14 protein-coding genes are annotated in these 17,223 nt (G+C 74.2%); 9 read left to right on the forward strand and 5 right to left on the reverse strand.

Features of this window, described 5'->3' with window-relative positions:
• The first annotated feature begins 30 nt into the window (after positions 1 to 30).
• Both F6X68_RS19525 and F6X68_RS19530 read left to right on the forward strand, forming a co-directional pair.
• Entirely contained in the window at positions 31 to 1,155 is a 1,125-nt protein-coding gene (locus tag F6X68_RS19525) for an AAA family ATPase (RefSeq protein ID WP_225852311.1), read from the forward strand.
• Positions 1,156 to 1,498: 343 nt separating this feature from the next.
• A complete protein-coding gene (locus F6X68_RS19530; protein ID WP_151455646.1) occupies positions 1,499 to 2,500 on the forward strand; it encodes a TerC family protein in 1,002 nt (333 codons plus the stop codon).
• A gap of 12 nt (positions 2,501 to 2,512) precedes the next feature.
• Here the strand turns inward: F6X68_RS19530 and F6X68_RS19535 are convergent, their stop codons facing one another.
• Together F6X68_RS19535 and F6X68_RS19540 are read right to left on the reverse strand one after the other, a co-directional pair.
• Positions 2,513 to 3,430: an NlpC/P60 family protein gene (locus F6X68_RS19535; RefSeq protein WP_151455647.1), complete on the reverse strand. Its 918-nt coding sequence runs from the start codon at positions 3,428 to 3,430 to the stop codon at positions 2,513 to 2,515.
• Between the two features lie 58 nt (positions 3,431 to 3,488).
• Positions 3,489 to 4,586, reverse strand: coding sequence for a mandelate racemase/muconate lactonizing enzyme family protein (locus F6X68_RS19540; RefSeq protein WP_151455648.1), 1,098 nt, complete (start codon positions 4,584 to 4,586; stop codon positions 3,489 to 3,491).
• 125 nt (positions 4,587 to 4,711) lie between these two features.
• Between F6X68_RS19540 and F6X68_RS19545 the strand changes: the two genes are divergently transcribed.
• Entirely contained in the window at positions 4,712 to 5,509 is a 798-nt protein-coding gene (locus F6X68_RS19545; protein ID WP_151455649.1) for a tyrosine-protein phosphatase, read from the forward strand.
• Positions 5,510 to 5,513: 4 nt separating this feature from the next.
• Here the strand turns inward: F6X68_RS19545 and F6X68_RS19550 are convergent, their stop codons facing one another.
• Complete coding sequence (locus F6X68_RS19550; RefSeq protein ID WP_151455650.1) at positions 5,514 to 6,374, reverse strand: serine hydrolase; 861 nt, start codon at positions 6,372 to 6,374, stop codon at positions 5,514 to 5,516.
• Between the two features lie 65 nt (positions 6,375 to 6,439).
• Here F6X68_RS19550 and F6X68_RS19555 point away from each other — a divergent pair, with 65 nt between their 5' ends.
• A complete protein-coding gene (locus F6X68_RS19555) occupies positions 6,440 to 7,105 on the forward strand; it encodes a class I SAM-dependent methyltransferase (RefSeq protein ID WP_151455651.1) in 666 nt (221 codons plus the stop codon).
• Between the two features lie 271 nt (positions 7,106 to 7,376).
• Here the strand turns inward: F6X68_RS19555 and typA are convergent, their stop codons facing one another.
• Positions 7,377 to 9,245 (reverse strand): translational GTPase TypA, encoded by a 1,869-nt coding sequence (gene typA, locus F6X68_RS19560; protein ID WP_151455652.1) that lies wholly within the window; start codon positions 9,243 to 9,245, stop codon positions 7,377 to 7,379.
• Between the two features lie 137 nt (positions 9,246 to 9,382).
• On the opposite strand from typA, the gene F6X68_RS19565 reads away from it, so the two are divergent.
• Positions 9,383 to 10,780 carry a DedA family protein gene (locus F6X68_RS19565; protein WP_151455653.1) on the forward strand — a complete coding sequence of 466 codons (1,398 nt, stop codon included), beginning with the start codon at positions 9,383 to 9,385 and terminating at the stop codon, positions 10,778 to 10,780.
• Between the two features lie 128 nt (positions 10,781 to 10,908).
• Here F6X68_RS19565 and F6X68_RS19570 read toward each other — a convergent pair whose 3' ends face one another.
• Positions 10,909 to 13,044: an efflux RND transporter permease subunit gene (locus F6X68_RS19570; RefSeq protein WP_151455654.1), complete on the reverse strand. Its 2,136-nt coding sequence runs from the start codon at positions 13,042 to 13,044 to the stop codon at positions 10,909 to 10,911.
• A 170-nt stretch (positions 13,045 to 13,214) separates the two neighbouring features.
• Here F6X68_RS19570 and F6X68_RS19575 point away from each other — a divergent pair, with 170 nt between their 5' ends.
• From F6X68_RS19575 to F6X68_RS19590, 4 genes are all read left to right on the forward strand, one after another.
• Positions 13,215 to 13,730: a MarR family winged helix-turn-helix transcriptional regulator gene (locus F6X68_RS19575; RefSeq protein ID WP_151455655.1), complete on the forward strand. Its 516-nt coding sequence runs from the start codon at positions 13,215 to 13,217 to the stop codon at positions 13,728 to 13,730.
• 4 nt (positions 13,731 to 13,734) lie between these two features.
• A complete protein-coding gene (locus F6X68_RS19580; RefSeq protein WP_151455656.1) occupies positions 13,735 to 15,417 on the forward strand; it encodes a CocE/NonD family hydrolase in 1,683 nt (560 codons plus the stop codon).
• Positions 15,418 to 15,565: 148 nt separating this feature from the next.
• Positions 15,566 to 16,474: a hypothetical protein gene (locus F6X68_RS19585; protein ID WP_151455657.1), complete on the forward strand. Its 909-nt coding sequence runs from the start codon at positions 15,566 to 15,568 to the stop codon at positions 16,472 to 16,474.
• Between the two features lie 145 nt (positions 16,475 to 16,619).
• The gene (locus tag F6X68_RS19590) at positions 16,620 to 17,192 is read left to right on the forward strand and encodes a helix-turn-helix transcriptional regulator (RefSeq protein ID WP_151455658.1); all 573 of its coding nucleotides are present in this window, start codon (positions 16,620 to 16,622) and stop codon (positions 17,190 to 17,192) included.
• The last annotated feature ends 31 nt before the right edge of the window (positions 17,193 to 17,223 follow it).

Below are 17,223 nucleotides of genomic sequence, written 5' to 3' on the forward strand. Positions count from 1 at the left end.
TAAGGGGCAGCCGCCGGCCCCGGCGACGGCGTGAGCGGGATAGGCCCCGCAGACGGCGCGACGGGGGCGGGCGCCGGGCCGGCGGCGCCGGAGTTCCGGCACGCGATGGTGGTGGGCAAGTTCTATCCACCGCACGCGGGCCACCACGCGCTGATCGAGGCCGCCGCCGCCCGCTGCGCGGCCGTCACCGTGGTGGTGGCACCGTCCCGCCGGGAGTCGATCCCGCTCGCGCTGCGGCTGGACTGGCTGCGCGAGGTGCACGCGGCCACCCCGTGGGTCCGCTTCGTGGGCCGGTACGACGACCATCCGGTGGACTACGCCGACCCGGCGGTCTGGGACCTGCACTGCGCGGTGTTCCGCGAGGCGCTGGGCGGGGCGCCGGTGGACGCCGTCTTCTCCTCCGAGGCGTACGGCGAGGAGCTGGCCCGGCGGTTCGACGCGGTGTCGGTCTGCGTGGATCCGAGGCGGCGCGGCGTGCCCGTGTCGGGGACGGCGGTGCGCGCGGACCCGGCGGGCCACTGGGACCGGCTCAGCGCGCCGGTGCGGGCGTGGTTCGTCCGGCGGGTGGTGGTCGTCGGCGCGGAGTCGACCGGCACCACCACGATGGCCGCCGCCCTCGCCGCGCACTACGGCACCCGCTGGGTCCCGGAGTACGGCCGGGAGCTGACCGCGCGGAAGCTGGCCCGGCTGCGCGGGCGGGATCCGGCGGCCACGGTCTTCGACGTGGCCTGGGACCGCGACGACTTCGCCGAGGTGGTCCGGGAGCAGCAGGCGGCGGAGGACGCCGCGGCGCGCTCGTGCGGCCCGCTGCTGTTCTGCGACACGGACGCGCGGGCCACCGCCGTCTGGGAGGAGCGGTACCTGGGGTCGACGTCGGCGCGGGTACGCGCGGCGTCCCGGCGTCCCGCGCTGTACCTGCTGACCGACCACGTCGGGGTGCCCTTCGACGACGACGGGCTGCGCGACGGCGAGCACCTGCGGACGTGGATGACGGGGCGGTTCCGGGCGGAACTGGCCGGCTGCGGGGTGCCGGTGGTCGAGCTGTCCGGCCCGCACCGGCGGCGACTGGCCCGGGCGGTGGCCGCCTGCGACGCGGTGCTGGCGGAGGGCTGGTCGCTCGCCGATCCGCTGGTCGCGCCCAATCCGGAGCACTAGCCTCCTAGGATGCTCTACGGGTGGTGCGGCCGGCCTCGATGCCCGCCGCCCACCGGCATCGATGCGCCGGGGTGGGAAAGGACACTCACGACCCGGGATGCGGCCACTGGCGGCGGTGGGCCAGAATGACGGGCGAGGAGGGGAGTATTCCCCCGCGACGGAGTCGTCAGCACGGTCGAGCGCCGATCCCTGGACGCACGACCCGGCCCGTCGGTCGCCGCCCCCTCGGGGACGGCGACGGAAGAGACCTCCGACAGTCACCAGAGTCAGCGTCGCCGGCACACCGCGTCCACGAAGGGCGTACGGTGTGCCCGTCGTTGCGTGTCTGCCGGAGGAATGAACCTTGGACGTGTCCGGACTGGTCTGGGCGGGGACGCTCGTCGCCCTGACCGGGATCCTGCTCGTGGATCTGCTGATCGTCGGTCGGCGGCCGCACGAGCCCAGCGTGCGTGAGTCGAGCCTCTGGGTCGGCTTCTACGTCGCCCTGGCACTGATCTTCGGCGGTGGCGTCTGGCTGGCCTCCGGGGCCAGCGCGGCCGGGCAGTTCTACACCGGCTGGCTGACCGAGTACAGCCTCTCGGTCGACAACCTGTTCGTCTTCGTGATCATCATGGCGCGGTTCGGGGTGCCCCGGCAGTACCAGCAGAAGGTGCTGCTCATCGGCATCGTGCTGGCGCTGGTCATGCGGGGCGGCTTCATCGCGGCCGGCGCGGCGCTGATCTCCCAGTTCTCCTTCGTGTTCTACATCTTCGGCGCGTTCCTGATCTACACCGCGATCAACCTCGCCCGGCAGGGCGAGCCGGACGAGGACGAGTTCTCCGAGAACCTGCTGATCCGGTGGAGCCGCAAGGCGTTGCCGATCTCCCGGGACTACGACGGCGCCAAATTGACCACCCACACGGCGAAGGGCAAGCGGATCTTCACCCCGATGCTGATCGTCATGATCGCCATCGGCACCACCGACCTGATCTTCGCGCTCGACTCGATTCCGGCGATCTTCGGCATCACCCAGGAGCCGTATCTGGTCTTCACCGCCAACGTCTTCGCGCTGATGGGCCTGCGGCAGCTCTACTTCCTGCTCGGTGGCCTGCTCAGCCGCCTGATCTACCTCAGCTACGGCCTGGCCGTGGTGCTCGGCTTCATCGGCGTCAAGCTGGTGCTGGAGGCCCTCGCGGACAACAAGCTGCCGTTCATCAACGGCGGCGAGCACGTCTCCTGGGCCCCGCACATCCCGATCTGGCTCTCACTGACGATCATCCTCGGCACCCTCGCGGTGGCCACCGTGGCCAGCCTGGTCAAGTCCTCCCGCGACCGGCGGCGGGTGCTGACCGACGCCCGCCACTGAGGCGTACGCGGGTCAGACGCGGTGCACGCCGACCAGGGTGGCGGTGCGCTCGTCGGGCAGCCGCTCCTCCAGCACCCGGCGTTGCAGGTAGCAGGCGTGCAGCATCCGCCGGTCGTCGCCGGGACGCGGGTCGGCGGTGACGATCCCGATGTGGTGGATCCGCCGCCCGGGGCGGGCGAAGAAGTAGAGGTCGCCGGGGCGTTCCGCGCCCAGCGGCACCGGCGTGGTCACCGTCGCCTGGTCGCTGGCGTCGCGCGGCAGCAGCACGCCGAGCCGCCGCCAGGCCAGGTGGACCAGGCCGGAGCAGTCGATGCCGTACGCCGACACCCCGCCCCAGATGTAGACGACGTCGACCAGGCGCTGCGCGACGGCCAGCACCTCCTCGGCCGACGGGGGCGTGGTGGGCACCGGCACCGCGTCGCCGGCGGGCAGCCAGAGCGGCGCGGAGTGGCCCGGCGCGTGCACCGGCTGCCAGCCGTCGACCGCCGGCCCGGCCGGGATCAGCCGGGTGCCCAGGATCACCCCGGAGAGCAACTCGGCGCCCCCCGGCGCGTCACGCAGCGCGGTGACGGTGGCGTCGACCACGAGCGGGTCCGCCTCGGGGTCGCCGGCCACGGGGGCGAGCTGCTCGGTGGGCAGCCAGCCGGGGTAGCCGCGCGGGTGCAGCCGGGGGGCCGGCTGCTCGACCGCCACCACGTGGGCCCAGCCGTCCGGGCGCAGTTCGGTGACCAGCACCCGCTCGCCGAGCAGCAGTTGGCTCAGTACGCAGTCGCCGACCTGCTGGTCGGTGTCCATGCCGGAGATCCAGGCGGCGATGTCCGTACGCGCGGCCAGGGCGGGGCCGTCGACGGGGCGTACCGCCTCGGGGCAGCTCCAGAGGGTCGCGACCGCGACCCGGACCACGGCCTCCCGGCCCGGTTGCAGCTCCACGTCCACCCCCAGCTCGCGCCCAATGTCCCCGCGACCATATGAAAGTTTTCGACGAGCATCAACCAGCAGTCTGCATCTTTACTTCAGTCACGGAGCTGATGCCCAGCCCCGGCGCGTCCGGCAGCACGACGGACGCGCCGTCGTACCGCAGGCCGCCGCGCACCGGCGACCAGGCCAGCCACCAGGCGGCGTCCAGGTCGGCCACCGCGGTGGTGCCGTAGGCGCCCACCAGGCTCGCAGCGGCGCCGATGCCCACCTGGCTCTCCATCATCGAACCGACGACGGTGCCGAGGCCGTGCGCGGCGGCGAGGTCGAGCAGGGTCCGGGCCGGATGCAGGCCACCGCACTTGGCGAGCTTGACGTTGACCATGTCGGCGGCCCGGCGGCGGATCACCTCGACCAGGTCGCGGACGCCGAAGACCGACTCGTCGGCGAGGATCGGCAGGTCCACCCGGTCGCTGACCCAGGCCAGCCCGTCCAGGTCCCAGCGGGCGACCGGCTGCTCGACCAGTTCCACGTCCAGCCCGGCTTCCTCGACGCCCCGGATCACCCGGACCGCCTCGCGCGGGGTCCAGCCCTGGTTGGCGTCCAGCCGGATGCGGACCCCGTCGCCGACGGCGGCACGCACCGCGCGGACCCGCTCCAGGTCGCCGGCCGCGTCGGTGCCCACCTTCAGCTTCAGCACGCCGAAGCCCTCCGCCCGCCGCTGCCGGGCCGCCGCCGCCAGGTCCACCGCGTCGCCCGCGGCGAGCGTGACGTCCGTGGGCACCCGCAGGGCGGTGCCCCCGAGCAGCCGCACCAGCGGTACGCCGAGCCGCCGCGCGGCCAGGTCGTGCAGCGCGACGTCGACGGCCGCCTTGGCCGCCTCGTTGCCGACGACCGCCCGTTGCACCTCGGTGCAGCGGGCCACCAGGTCGTCGGCGTCGCGGCCGGTGAGCGCCGGGCCGAGCAGCTCGCGGACGCACGCCTCGGAACCGGCGACCGACGCCCCGGTGACCTGCCACACCTGCGGCGCCTCGCCGAAGCCGGACCGGCCGTCGGCATCGACCACCTCCACCACCAGGGTCTCCACGGTGGTGGTGCGGCGCAGCGCGGTCACGAACGGCGTGTGCAGGGGCGCAGAGAGCCGGTGGGTGCGTACCGCGGCGATCGTCATGTGCGGCACCCTATACGGGCACGGGCAGGCGAAGGGGAGGCCGGCATGAGCGAGCGGAGTGAGCGGATCAACGGGCGCGGGGCGGTGGCGCCTCGTGGCGGCACGCGGCGCGGCGGAGCGCCGGCATGAGCGGGCGGGAATGGGAACTGGTGGGCGCGCCGAACGCGCGGGACCTCGGCGGCCTGGTCGGCGCCGACGGCCGGAGGGTGCGCCCGGGGGCGCTGATCCGGACGCCGGCGCTGGGTCGGCTGACCGATGAGGACCTGCCGGTGCTGGCCAAGCTCGGCCCGGCCTGTGTGGTCGACCTGCGGGACCACTCGGAGACGGCGGTCGCCCCGCCGGACCGGCTGACCGGCCAGCCGCGGGTGGTGCACCTGCCGGTGCACGACGCCGAGCACCCCGTCTTCACGTACGTCTCGGCGGTGCTGCTCGGGCACGACCTGGGCGCGTACACGGGCCTGGCGGAGCAGGGCACGCCGGCGGCGATGGCGGCGATCTACCGCTGGTTCGTCAGCGGGGAGTCGGCACGGGCGAACTTCGGCACGGCGGTGCGGCTGGCCGCCCAGGCGGAGAACCTGCCGCTGGTCTACCACTGCTCGGCGGGCAAGGACCGCACCGGCTGGTTGACGGTGCTGCTGCTCAGCGCGCTCGGCGTGGACGAGGCGGCGATCCGGGCGGACTACCTGGCGAACAACCGGCTGACCGAGAGCCTGCGGGAGGTCCTGCTGGAGGCGATGCGGCGGCGGATGCCGGAACTGAACGTCGAGGCGGTGCGCCCGGTGCTGGAGGTGCGCGAGGAGTACCTGGACGCCGCGTACGCGGAGGTGCGCCGGGTGCACGGGTCGTTCGGGGCGTACCTGCGCGACGGCCTCGGCGTGACCGACGACGTGGTGACGGCGCTGCGGGCACACCTGCTGGAGTGAGGCCTCAGGTCAGGTCGCGCCGGGCGGCCCAGGCGGCGGCGGACACCCGCGCGATCAGCCGGCAGGCGTCGTCGTCCTCCTCGCCGCTGGGGCCGCCGTCGGCGAGGTCGGTGGTGGTGCAGACGACGACGGCGTACGGCGGCGCGTCGTCGGGGAAGACCACCCCGGCGCCGTGCCGCACGCCGCGCACCCAGCCGTTCTTGTGCGCGATGCGGGTGCCCTCGGGCAGCCCGGCGGCCAGGTCCTCGCGGTGCTCCTGGGCGAACAGCACGTCCAGCATGGCGGCGCAGCCGGCCGGCGAGGCCAGCGGACCCGGGGTGTCCGCGCCGGCCGCCAGCGCACCGAGCAACGCGGCGAGGTCGGCGGCGGTGACGAGGTTGGTGACGCCCGCCTCGCGGGCCGCGAAGTCCTCGATGCCCCGGCCGGTGACGCTGTGCCGGGCCCCGGCGAGATCCCACACCCGTGCCACCGCCGGCAGTCCGACGTGGCCGATGACCAGGTTGGTGGCGAGGTTGCTGGAGCGGACGATCATGCGGTGGGCGAGCCAGCGCAGTGTCGCCTCGGCGCCGACGCGCTCCCAGACCGCCTCGTCGTTGTCGTAGTGCCGGGCGCAGGAGAACCGGGGCGCGCCGGGCAGCGCCGAGTCGAACTCGTTGCGCACCGGCACCGGGGCGTCCAGGTCGAGGGCGCCGGCCTCGGCGGCGCGGTGCAGCGCGACGAGCACCGCCGCCTTCATGGTGCTGGCCGCGTAGTGGGTCGCGTCGGCGTGCCGGGTCCAGGTGGGGGCCGCGCCGACCCGCCCCACGTACGCCGACACCGTGCCGGGCACCCCGTCCAGATGGGCGTCGAGCTCGTCCCAGGTCATGCGGCTGACCGTAACGGATCGCCGACGGGGCAGCGGGTCGGGGCGTTCGGTCGTACGGTGCGGGGATGACGGTTGCCGCCTACGACGCGCACGCCGACTGGTACGAGGCGTTCGCCACCGACACGTCCAGCGACTACATGACCCGGGTTCGCGGCCAGCTCCGCGACCTGCTCGGCGCTGGCCCCGGCCGCTGCCTCGACCTGTGCTGCGGCACGGGGCTCCAGGCGGCGGAGCTGCGCCGGCTGGGCTGGCAGCCGGTGGGGGTCGACCTCTCCGGCGGGCAGCTGCGGCACGCCCGACCGCGCCTGCCGGTGGCCCGCGCCGACGCGGCGGCGCTGCCGGTGGCCGACGCCTCGGTGCCGGCGGTGGCGTGCGTGCTGGCCCACACCGACGTGCCCGACTACGCGGCGGTGATCGCCGAGGCGGCGCGGGTGCTCGCGCCCGGCGGGCGGTTCGTGCACGTGGGGGTGCATCCGTGTTTCGTCGGGGCGTTCGCCGACCGCTCCGATCCGGCGCGGATCGTGATCGACGGCGGTTACGCCGACCGGGAGCGCAGCTTCCGGGCCTGGTCGCCGCAGGGGGTGCGGGTGCGCGTCGGCGCCTGGCACGTCCCGATGGCCGGCCTGCTCAACGCGGTCACCGACGCCGGCCTGACGCTGGTGCGCACCACCGAGGCCGGGTCCGGCCGGGTGCCCGACCTGTTCGCCTTCCTCGCCACCCGCCCGGCCTGACGGCCCGCGCCGCCTGCCCCGCTGACGGCCCGCGCCGCCTGCCCCGCTGACGGCCCGCGCCGCCTGCCAGGCCTGACGCTCGCGCCGCCCCGCCTGACGTGGTCCGGGGCGGCGAGGTGACGGCGCGGCACCCACGCCGCGCGTGCGGAGACCTCTGGGAGGACGTCGACGCGCAGGGCCGGCCGCCACCGGACGGCGTGGCGGGGCCGTGACGGGCGGAGCCCGGACCGCGTGGCGCGGTCCGGGCTCCGGGGGAGACTGCCGTCGTACGTCAGCCGGCGTGCTTGCGGCGGGCGGCGGCCCGACCGCGGAGCTGCTGGTCGAGCACCACCTTGCGGATGCGGACCGCGGCCGGGGTCACCTCGACGCACTCGTCCTCGCGGCAGAACTCGAGGGCCTGCTCCAGCGACAGCTTGCGCGGCGGGATCAGCTTCTCGGTCTCGTCGGAGGTCGACGCGCGCATGTTGGTGAGCTTCTTCTCCTTGGTGATGTTGACGTCCATGTCGTCGGAGCGGGAGTTCTCCCCGACGATCATGCCCTCGTACACCTCGGTGGTCGGCTCGACGAAGAGCTGGCCGCGCTCCTGGAGGTTGATCATGGCGAACGACGTGACGGCGCCGGACCGGTCGGCGACCAGCGAGCCGTTGTTGCGGGTGCGCAGCTCGCCGAACCACGGCTCGTACGACTCGAAGACGTGGTGCAGGATGCCGGTGCCCCGGGTGTCGGTGAGGAACTCGGTGCGGAAGCCGATCAGGCCCCGGGCCGGGACCAGCCACTCCATCCGGATCCAGCCCGTGCCGTGGTTGACCAGCTGCTCCATCCGGCCCTTGCGGGTCGCCAGCAGCTGGGTGATCGCGCCGAGGTACTCCTCCGGGGCGTCGATGGTGAGCCGCTCGACCGGCTCGCAGACCTTGCCGTCGATCTCCCGGGTGACGACCTGAGGCTTGCCGACGGTCAGCTCGAACGACTCGCGGCGCATCTGCTCGACCAGGATGGCCAGCGCCAGCTCGCCGCGGCCCTGCACCTCCCACGCGTCGGGGCGCTCGGTGGGCAGCACCCGCAGCGACACGTTGCCGACCAGCTCCTTGTCGAGCCGGTCCTTGACCATCCGGGCGGTGACCTTGGCACCCTTGACCCGGCCGACCAGCGGCGAGGTGTTGGTGCCGATGGTCATCGAGATGGCCGGCTCGTCGACGGTGATCAGCGGCAGCGGGCGCGGGTCCTCCGCGTCGGCCAGGGTCTCACCGATCATGATCTCGGGGATGCCGGCGACGGCGATGATGTCGCCGGGGCCCGCCGAGTCGGCCGGCTTGCGCTCCAGGCCCTCGGTCATCAGCAGCTCGGAGATGCGGACCCGCTGGGTGCTGCCGTCGGTGCGGCACCAGGCGACCGTCTGGCCCTTGCTGATGGTGCCCTGCCGCACCCGGCACAGCGCCAGCCGGCCGAGGAACGGGGAGGCGTCGAGGTTGGTGACGTGCGCCTGGAGCGGCGCCTCCTCCTCGTACGAGGGCGGCGGGATGGTGTCCAGCAGGGTGCGGAACAGGGGCTCCAGGCTGGTGCTGTCGTCGGGGACCGCGCCGTCGGCGGGCTGGGTCAGCGAGGCGATGCCGTCGCGGGCGCAGGCGTAGACGATCGGGAAGTCGATCTGCTCCTCGTCGGCGTCCAGGTCGAGGAAGAGCTCGTAGGTGTCGTCCACGACCTCCTTGATCCGGGCGTCGGGGCGGTCCACCTTGTTGATCACCAGGATGATCGGCATGCGCGCCTTGAGCGCCTTGCGGAGCACGAACCGGGTCTGCGGCAGGGGGCCCTCACTGGCGTCCACCAGCAGCACCACGCCGTCGACCATGGTCAGGCCGCGTTCGACCTCGCCGCCGAAGTCGGCGTGGCCGGGGGTGTCGATGATGTTGATGGTCACCGGGTCGGAGCCGTCGGCCGGCATGTACCGCACGCCGGTGTTCTTGGCCAGGATGGTGATGCCCTTTTCCCGTTCGAGGTCCATCGAGTCCATGACCCGTTCGGTTACCTCGCCGCGGGCGCCGTAGGCGCCGGCCTGCCGCAACATGGCGTCGACCAGGGTCGTCTTGCCGTGGTCGACGTGGGCGATGATGGCGACGTTGCGGAGGTCGGTGCGAAGCTGCATACCCTCCATACTCCTGTCTGCGGTTGCCGGGCACGCGTCGGGGGGTGTTACCCCCAGATGACCCGGATCTCTGCCGAAACTGATGTTCCGACCGTTTCAGCGCCTGGCATGCTGACCCCCGTGGGAATGGGGGCCCGATGCACGACCTGCTGACCTCGCTGCAGGGCCTGCCGCCCCTGCTGATCTATGTGATCGCCGCGATTGTCGTCGCGGGGGAGACCGCCGTGATCTTCGGTCTGCTGGTGCCGGGCGAGGCGACCCTGTTGCTGGTCGGCTTCCTAGCGTACGCGGGGACGCTGAGGCTCGTACCGGCGCTGTTGGTGATGATCCTTGCAGCAGTGATCGGCGACACACTGGCGTACCGGGCGGGCCGGCGGCACGGGCCCCGGCTGCGCGCCGGGCGGCTGGGCGCGCGGGTGGGTCACGAGCGGTGGAGCCGGGCGGACGCGATGCTCGGCCGGCTGGGCGGGCGCGGGGTGCTCACCGCCCGCTGGGTGGCCTTCGCCCGCACCCTGGTGCCCCGGCTGGCCGGGGCGGCCGGGATGCCGTACCGGCGGTTCGCGCCGTGGAACCTGGCCGGGGTGGTGACCTGGGTGGGCGGCTCGGTGCTCGTCGGCAACCTGGCCGGCGAGTCGTACGAGACGGTCTCCCGGCTGCTCGGGCGGGCCACCGGCGCGGTGCTGGTGCTGGTGGCCGCGCTGGTCGCGGTGGTGCTGGCGGGGCGGTGGCTGGGCCGCAACCCGGATCCGGCCCGGGCGCTGGCGTCCCGGGCGGCGGGGCTGCGGCCGGTGCGCTGGCTCAGCGGCCGGTACGGGGTGCTGTTCTTCCTGCTCGCCATGCACGTCGGGCCGGCCTGGACGCTGCTGATCAACCTGGTCGTGGGCCTGCTGCTGCTCTTCCTGGCCGGGCTCGCCATCGCCTGGGTGCTCGGGGCGGTGGTCCGGCACAGCGGCCTCGCGGTGCTCGACAGCGCGATCGCCGACTGGTTCGCCGACCGGCGTACGCCCGGGGCGGTCGACGTCACGCTCGCGGTGGTCTCGGCGCTGCGCGGATCGTCGCTGATCGTGCTGGTGGCCGTCGTCGCGGCGGTGCTGGCCTGGCGGCACCGGCCCTGGCGGGCGGACCTGCTCAGCGTGGTCGGCACGGTCGGGGCGTTCGTGCCGCTGGTGGTGCTGGCCGTGGTGGTCGACCTGGCCGGGCCGACGGCGGGCGGGCCGGACGGCCGGGACGCCGCCCTGTTCCCGACGCAGAACGCCGTGGTGGCGGCCAGCCTCTGCACCCTGGCCTGGCTGCTGTCCCGGGGGGCGCGCTGGCCGGTGGCGGTGGCCGCCTGGACGGCCGCGGCGGCCGGCGTGGTCGGCATCGTCGGCGCCCGCCTCTACCTGGGGCTGAGCACCGCCAGCGGCAGCGCCACGGCGGTGCTGCTCGGGGTGGCCTGGACGGCGTTGTTCGTGGTCGCCTGGGCCACCCGCGACAGGGCCGCGGGCGGCGACGTGGCCGAGCCCGAACCGGTGGCGGCCCGCGCCGACGCGTGAGCCGCCTCCGCCATCGCCGAGCCGCGCACGAGGCCGCCTCCACCAGCCTTCACAGCGCGGCGGACGGCGTGCCCGGGGCGCGCGAAGGGGCCGTGGCGATGCCGCCACGGCCCCTTCCGGCGGGCCGGTCAGTCCCGGGTGGTCACCTGCTCGCGTCCCGTCGGCGCGTCGTCGCCGTCCCCGGCGGGCTTGCGCGCGACCCGCCCCGGCCACCAGAAGCGGTCGCCGAGCGTGAACGCCAGCGCCGGCACCAGGACCGTCCGCACGAGCAGGGTGTCCAGCAGGACGCCGATGCAGACGATGATCCCGATCTGGGTCAGCAGGATCAGCGGCAGGACGCCGAGGACCGCGAAGACTGCGGCGAGCAGGACACCGGCGCTGGTGATGACGCCGCCGGTGACCCGCAGGGCCGAGAGCATCCCGGCGCGGGTGCCGCTGCGCCGGGCGTCCTCGCGGGCCCGGGTGACGAGGAAGATGTTGTAGTCCACGCCGAGCGCCACGAGGAACACGAAGGCCAGCAGCAGGACGCCGCTGTCGAGCGCCGGCATGTCGAGCACGTGGTCGAAGAGCAGCCACGACGCGCCGATGCTGGCGAAGAACGACGCGATCACGGTGAGCACCAGCAGCAGCGGGGCGACCAGGCCGCGCAGGAGCAGCACCAGCACCGCGCCGACGAGCAGCAGGATGATCGGCAGGATCAGCCGCAGGTCCTTGCCGTTGGCCTCGTTCTCGTCGTAGGTGGCCGCGACGTTGCCGCCGACCACCGCGCCGTCGAACGCGGGCGCGCCCTCGACCGGGGGCGGGGCGGAGCCGGGAACCGCCGCGACCGCGTCCCGCAGGGCCTCGACGGCCCGGCTCGCCGCCGCGGTGCCGGGCTCGGCCTCGAGCACGACGTCGACCTGGGCGACCTGGGCGCCGGCCTCACCGGGACGCGCGGAGGCGACGCCGGGGACCCCGGCGGCGGTGTCCGTGACGGCCCGCACCGCCGAAGGGGTGGTGAGCACGGCGACCGGCTGGGTCGTGCCGGCGGGGAAGGACCGCGCGAGGGTCTCCGCGCCGGCGACCGCCTCCGGCTTGACCCGGAACTGCTCGGTCTCCGACAGGCCGGTGCGGATGCCCAGCCCGCCGAGGGCGAGCCCGGCGAGCAGCAGCGTCGCGAGCAGCGCGACCGGCACGGGACGACGCTCGACGGCGGCGCCGAGCCGGCCCCACAGCCGGCCCTCGCGGATCTCCCCGCCGACCCGGGGCACGAACGGCCAGAACAGGCCGCGCCCGAAGATCACCAGGACCGCCGGGAGGACGAACAGCGCCGAGAGCATGGCGAGGACGACGCCCGTCGCGCAGGCCACGGCGAGGGCGCGGTTGAGCTCCTGCTCCGACAGCAGCAGGGTGAGCACGCCGAGGACGACGGTGGAGCCGCTGGCGAGGATGGGCTCGGCGACCCGCCGCTGCGCGGCGCGCATCGCCACGAAGCGGTCCTCCTCGCGGCGTAGCTCCTCGCGGTAGCGGGCGATGAGCAGCAGCGCGTAGTTGGTGGCGGCGCCGAAGACGAGGACGCTGGCGATGCCGGTGACGGCGCCGCCGGGCAGGTTGATGCCGACGGCCGGGACGACCGTGTCGAGGGCACGCAGCGTGAGCTGTTCCGTCGCCGCGACGACGACGAGCGGCACGATCCACAGGAACGGGCTGCGGTAGGTGATGAGCAGCAGCAGCGCCACGACGCCGGCGGTGACGGCCAGCAGCGTGGTGTCGGCGCCGGCGAATACCTTCGTCAGGTCGGTGGCGAACGCGGGCCCGCCGGTGACCTCCACGGTCAACCCCGCCGGCGCGTCGTCCAGGGACGCGCGGAGTTGGTCGATCCGCTCCGCGACCGCCTCCTGCCCGCCGGCGGTGGAGAGCGGCACGGCGACGAGCGCGACGGTGCCGTCGGGGGAGACCTGCGGCGGGCTGACGCGACCGCCGACGGCGAACTGGTTGAGGTCACCCGACTGGCCCGTCAGGGCCGCGCGGTCGGCCTCGGTGAGGGCGGCCCGGTCGGCGCGGCTGACCACGACGATCGCCGGCTGGACGTCGCGGGAGGGCAGTTGGTCCTGGAGGCGCTCCACCTGGGTCGACTGCCACTCCACCGACAGGCCGGTGGCGGAGACGGCCGCCGGGTTGTCGGGCTTGGGCAGCACGAAGACGGCCGCCCCGAACACGATCGCGGCGGCCACGGTGAGCCACGCGGCGAGCCGCCCGCGCGCCACGCGGGTGAACACTGACATTCGGATGCCCTCACGGTCTCTCGACGGATTTCCTTCGACGGTCAAGACCTCGCGAACGACGCAAAGGGTCGGGCGTCGAGTATCTCGATAAACGAGATTATCGACTGCTGAGTTATGCTGCAACCGGAACGGATGGGCGGGAGGCGGCGACCGACGTGGCAGGTCACGGCATGTACCGGCGGCGCGACTCGCGCCGCGAGCGACTGGTCGCCGAGATCTCGGCCGAACTACGGCGCTACTCGGTCGATGCGCAACACATCGGGCACGCCTTCGCCGGCCTGCACGGGCTCAACGCCACGGACCTCCAGGCGCTGATCGCGGTGATGGACGCCGAGCTGGTCGGCCGGCCGATCACCCCCGGCCGCCTGGGCGAGGCGCTCAACCTGTCGTCCGGCTCGGTCACCGCCCTGATCGACCGGCTGGAACGCGCCGGGCACATCCGCCGCGACCGCGACACCACCGACCGGCGCAAGGTCTTCCTGCACTACGCCGAGCGGGGCGCCGCGCTGGCCATGGAGTTCTTCCGGCCCCTGGGCCGGCGCACCGACGACGTGATGGCCGGCTTCAGCGACGACGAGCTGGACGTGGTGCACCGGTTCATGACCGCGATGACCGCCTCGATGGGGGAGCACCGGGACGCGGTGCGCGCCGCCCGCGACGAGCCGGCCCGGCGCGCGAACGGCTGACGTCGTGCTCGACCGGCTGGCAGCCCGCCTCGCCACCGCCGCGCTGCGGTTGCCGCCCGCGCGCACCCGTCGGGTCACCCTCACCCGGGGCATCGCGGTGCGGGTACGCGACGGCGTGCCGCTGCGCACCGACCACTACGCCCCGGCCCTGCCCGGCGCGCCGACCGTGCTGATCCGCACCCCGTACGGTCGGGGTGGACCCATGCGGCTGCTCGGCCGGCTCGCCGCCGAACGCGGCTTCCACGTGGTGATCCAGTCCTGCCGCGGCACGTTCGGCTCCGGCGGCACCTTCGCCCCGCTGGTGCACGAGCGCGAGGACGGCCTCGACACCCTCGACTGGCTGCGCCGCCAGCCCTGGTGGACCGGCGCGTTCGGCATGTTCGGCGCCAGCTACCAGGGCTTCGTGCAGTGGGCCCTGGCCGCCGACGCCGGGGAGGAGCTGCGCGCGATGGTTGCGGTGGTGACCGCCTCGGGCACCCGCGACTCGACGTACGCCGGGGAGTCCTTCGCCCTCGACACCGTGCTCACCTGGGCCGAGCTGCTCCAGGCGCAGACCGTGCCGTGGCTGGCCCGGCAGTGGGAGCTCAAGCGCGGCCAGCCCCGGCTGGTCGCGGCGCTGGCCCACCTGCCGCTGGCCGAGGCGGACCGGGTGGCCACCGGCGTCACCGTGCCGTTCTTCCAGGAGTGGCTGCGCCACCACACCCCGGACGCCGGCTACTGGCGTACGCGCGTCTTCGGCGACCGGATCGCCGAGGTCCACGCGCCGGTGGCGATGGTGAGCGGCTGGCACGACATCTTCCTGCCGGCCCAGCTGCGCGACTTCGCGGCGCTGCGCGCGGCCGGCGCCCGGCCCCGGCTGACCGTCGGACCGTGGACCCACGGCAGCCCCGGGCTCTTCCTCGCCGCGCTGCGCGACGGGCTGGACCACCTCGACGCCCACCTCGCCGGGCGGCCGACCGGCGCCGGCGCGGCGGCCCCCGTGCGGGTGCACGTCGGCGGTGCCGGTGGCGGCTGGCGGGACCTGCCCGACTGGCCGCCGCCGGCGGTGCCGACCCCGTGGCACCTGCACCCGGATGGCGGGCTGAGCACGGCCGCGCCGGTCCCGTCGGCGCCGGACGGCTTCCACTACGACCCGGCCGACCCGACGCCCTCCCTCGGCGGGCCGCTGCTGGTCGCCCAGCGGGCCGGGCCGGTGGACAACCGCCCGGTCGAGGCCCGGCCCGACGTGCTCACCTTCACCAGCGCCCCGCTCGACGCGCCCGTCGAGGTGATCGGTCCGGTACGCGCCGAGATCCACCTGCGCAGCGAGCTGTCTCACCTGGACGTCTTCGTGCGGTTGTGCGACGTGGACCGGCGCGGCCGGTCCTGGAACGTCTGCGACGGCCTGGTCCGGGTCGCGCCCGGTCGGTTCCCCGCCGACAGGGCCGGCGTGGTGCGGGTGCCGGTGGAGCTCTGGCCCACGGCGCACCGCTTCGCGCCGGGACACCGGCTGCGGGTGCAGGTCTCCGGCGGCGCCCATCCCCGCTACGCGCGCAACCCCGGCACCGGCGAGCCCCTCGGCACGGCAGTCACCCTGCGTGCCGGATGGCGGGAGATCCTGCACGATCCACAGTGTCCGTCCGCTGTGGTCCTACCGATCATGCCGTCGAGGTCGCAGGTTTCCGCCGGCGGAAAGAACCTGCCCTGAGCTGGGCATTCGTCAATCGACAGGGCTATGGTTGGGCCACTGCCCGACGCCGTGCACCAGCCGGTCGGGCCCGCGCGTGAGGCTTCCGCGCCGCCTACGCGGTGTCACTGTCGTGCCCGACCCCGAACCCGTCCCCGAGGGGGAACCCATGACGCGGGCACCGCAAAACCTGTTGGCCGTCCGCCGCCTGCTGCTCGACCACCTCAACGTCGACCCCGACACCGTCCGCGAACAGGACCTCGAACCCGCCGAGGTCGGCATCGTCGGCGACCCCGCCCACCGGGGCGGCTACCACTGCGGCTCCGACCGGGTGGTGCCCAGGGACTACTCCGTCGTCGAATCGCCCCGGGACTCCTCCGGCCTGACCCTCGACGCGGCGGCGCTCGACGTCGGCCTCTTCCGGGTCGTCGTCGCAGGACGGGCGCACGACCTCCGCAGCTTCTCCACCTGGTGCGTCGCGCAGTGCACCGCGGGCACCCCGGACAGCCGGGACCTCCGCGAGATCATCTACTCCCCGGACGGCAAGGTCGTCCGGCGGTGGGACCGCCTGCGCAAGCGGACGAGCGGGGACAACTCCCACCTGTGGCACACCCACTTCAGCTTCTTCCGCGACTCGATCAAGGCGAACCGGGACCAGACCCCGCTGTTCCGCCGCTACCTGACGACCATCGGATTGATCGCACCGCCAGCAGAGGAGTCCGACATGGAACAGACCGACAAGCTCGTCTACAACACGGGGTCGCCCACCCGTACGGTCGGCCAGGTCCTCGCCGACCTGGAGAACCTGCGCAACTGGCTGATCTCGCCCGTCGGGACGCCGGGTCTGCTGACGCCGCCGCTGGCGGAGTCGCCGTTGATGCTCCTGCTCGCGATGGCGCAGGCGTACCCGGCCCTGGTCGCCCAGGTCAAGGCCCTGTCCGAGAGCGACTTCAGCGACGAGCAGGCGATCATCGCCGGTGTGCTCGCCGGCCTCTCGCCGGAGCAGATCGCGGAGGCAATCCCGCCCACCATCGCCCAGCAGGTCACCGACGAACTGGCCCGCCGCCTGGCGGCCTGACCACGGCGCGTCCGGCGGGCGCGTTCAGGCCCGGCGGGCCGACGGACGCGCGACGCCGGGGCGGCCGGGCGTGACGAGGGAATCGGCAACGGCAGTTGCGCAATAGGTGTTGCGCAACTGCCGTTGCCGATGTCAGGCTGGCGGCATGACGAACCCCGACGTACGCCACGTGACCGACTCGCGGGTGCTCGCCGCGCTGTCCCATCCGCTGCGCCGCCGGCTGATGGACGTGCTCAAGGTGCACGGCCCGTCCACCGTCGGCCTGCTCGCCGAGCGGACCGCGCAGGCGCCGGCGAACGTCAGCCACCACCTCAAGGTGCTGGCCGGCGCCGAACTGGTCGAGGAGGCGCCCGAGCTGGCCCGCGACCGGCGCGAACGCTGGTGGCGCCTGGTCACCCGGGGTGTCCGCTGGTCCCAGTCGGACTTCGACGACCCCGCCGCCCGGGCCGTCGCCGACGCCGCCACCTCGCTCAACCTGGACCGGCACGTCGCCCTCGCCCGCGCCTGGCACGCCACCGACGAGGACAGCCGGGCCGCCTGGTCGCAGGGACCGTTCTCCACGGACCGCTGGCTGCACCTGACCGATGCCGAACTCGCCCAGCTGGCCGGCGAGCTGAACGAGGTGCTCGCCCGGTGGGGCGACCGGGACGTGCCCGACGACGGGCGGAAACGCGAGCCGGTCTTCCTGTTCGCCTACGGGATCCCGGCCACGCCGTGACGCCGCCCAGGACGTCGGCAACCTCAAGGTC

The organism is Micromonospora sp. AMSO12t, from assembly GCF_008806585.1.
Lineage (GTDB): Bacteria > Actinomycetota > Actinomycetes > Mycobacteriales > Micromonosporaceae > Micromonospora > Micromonospora reichwaldensis.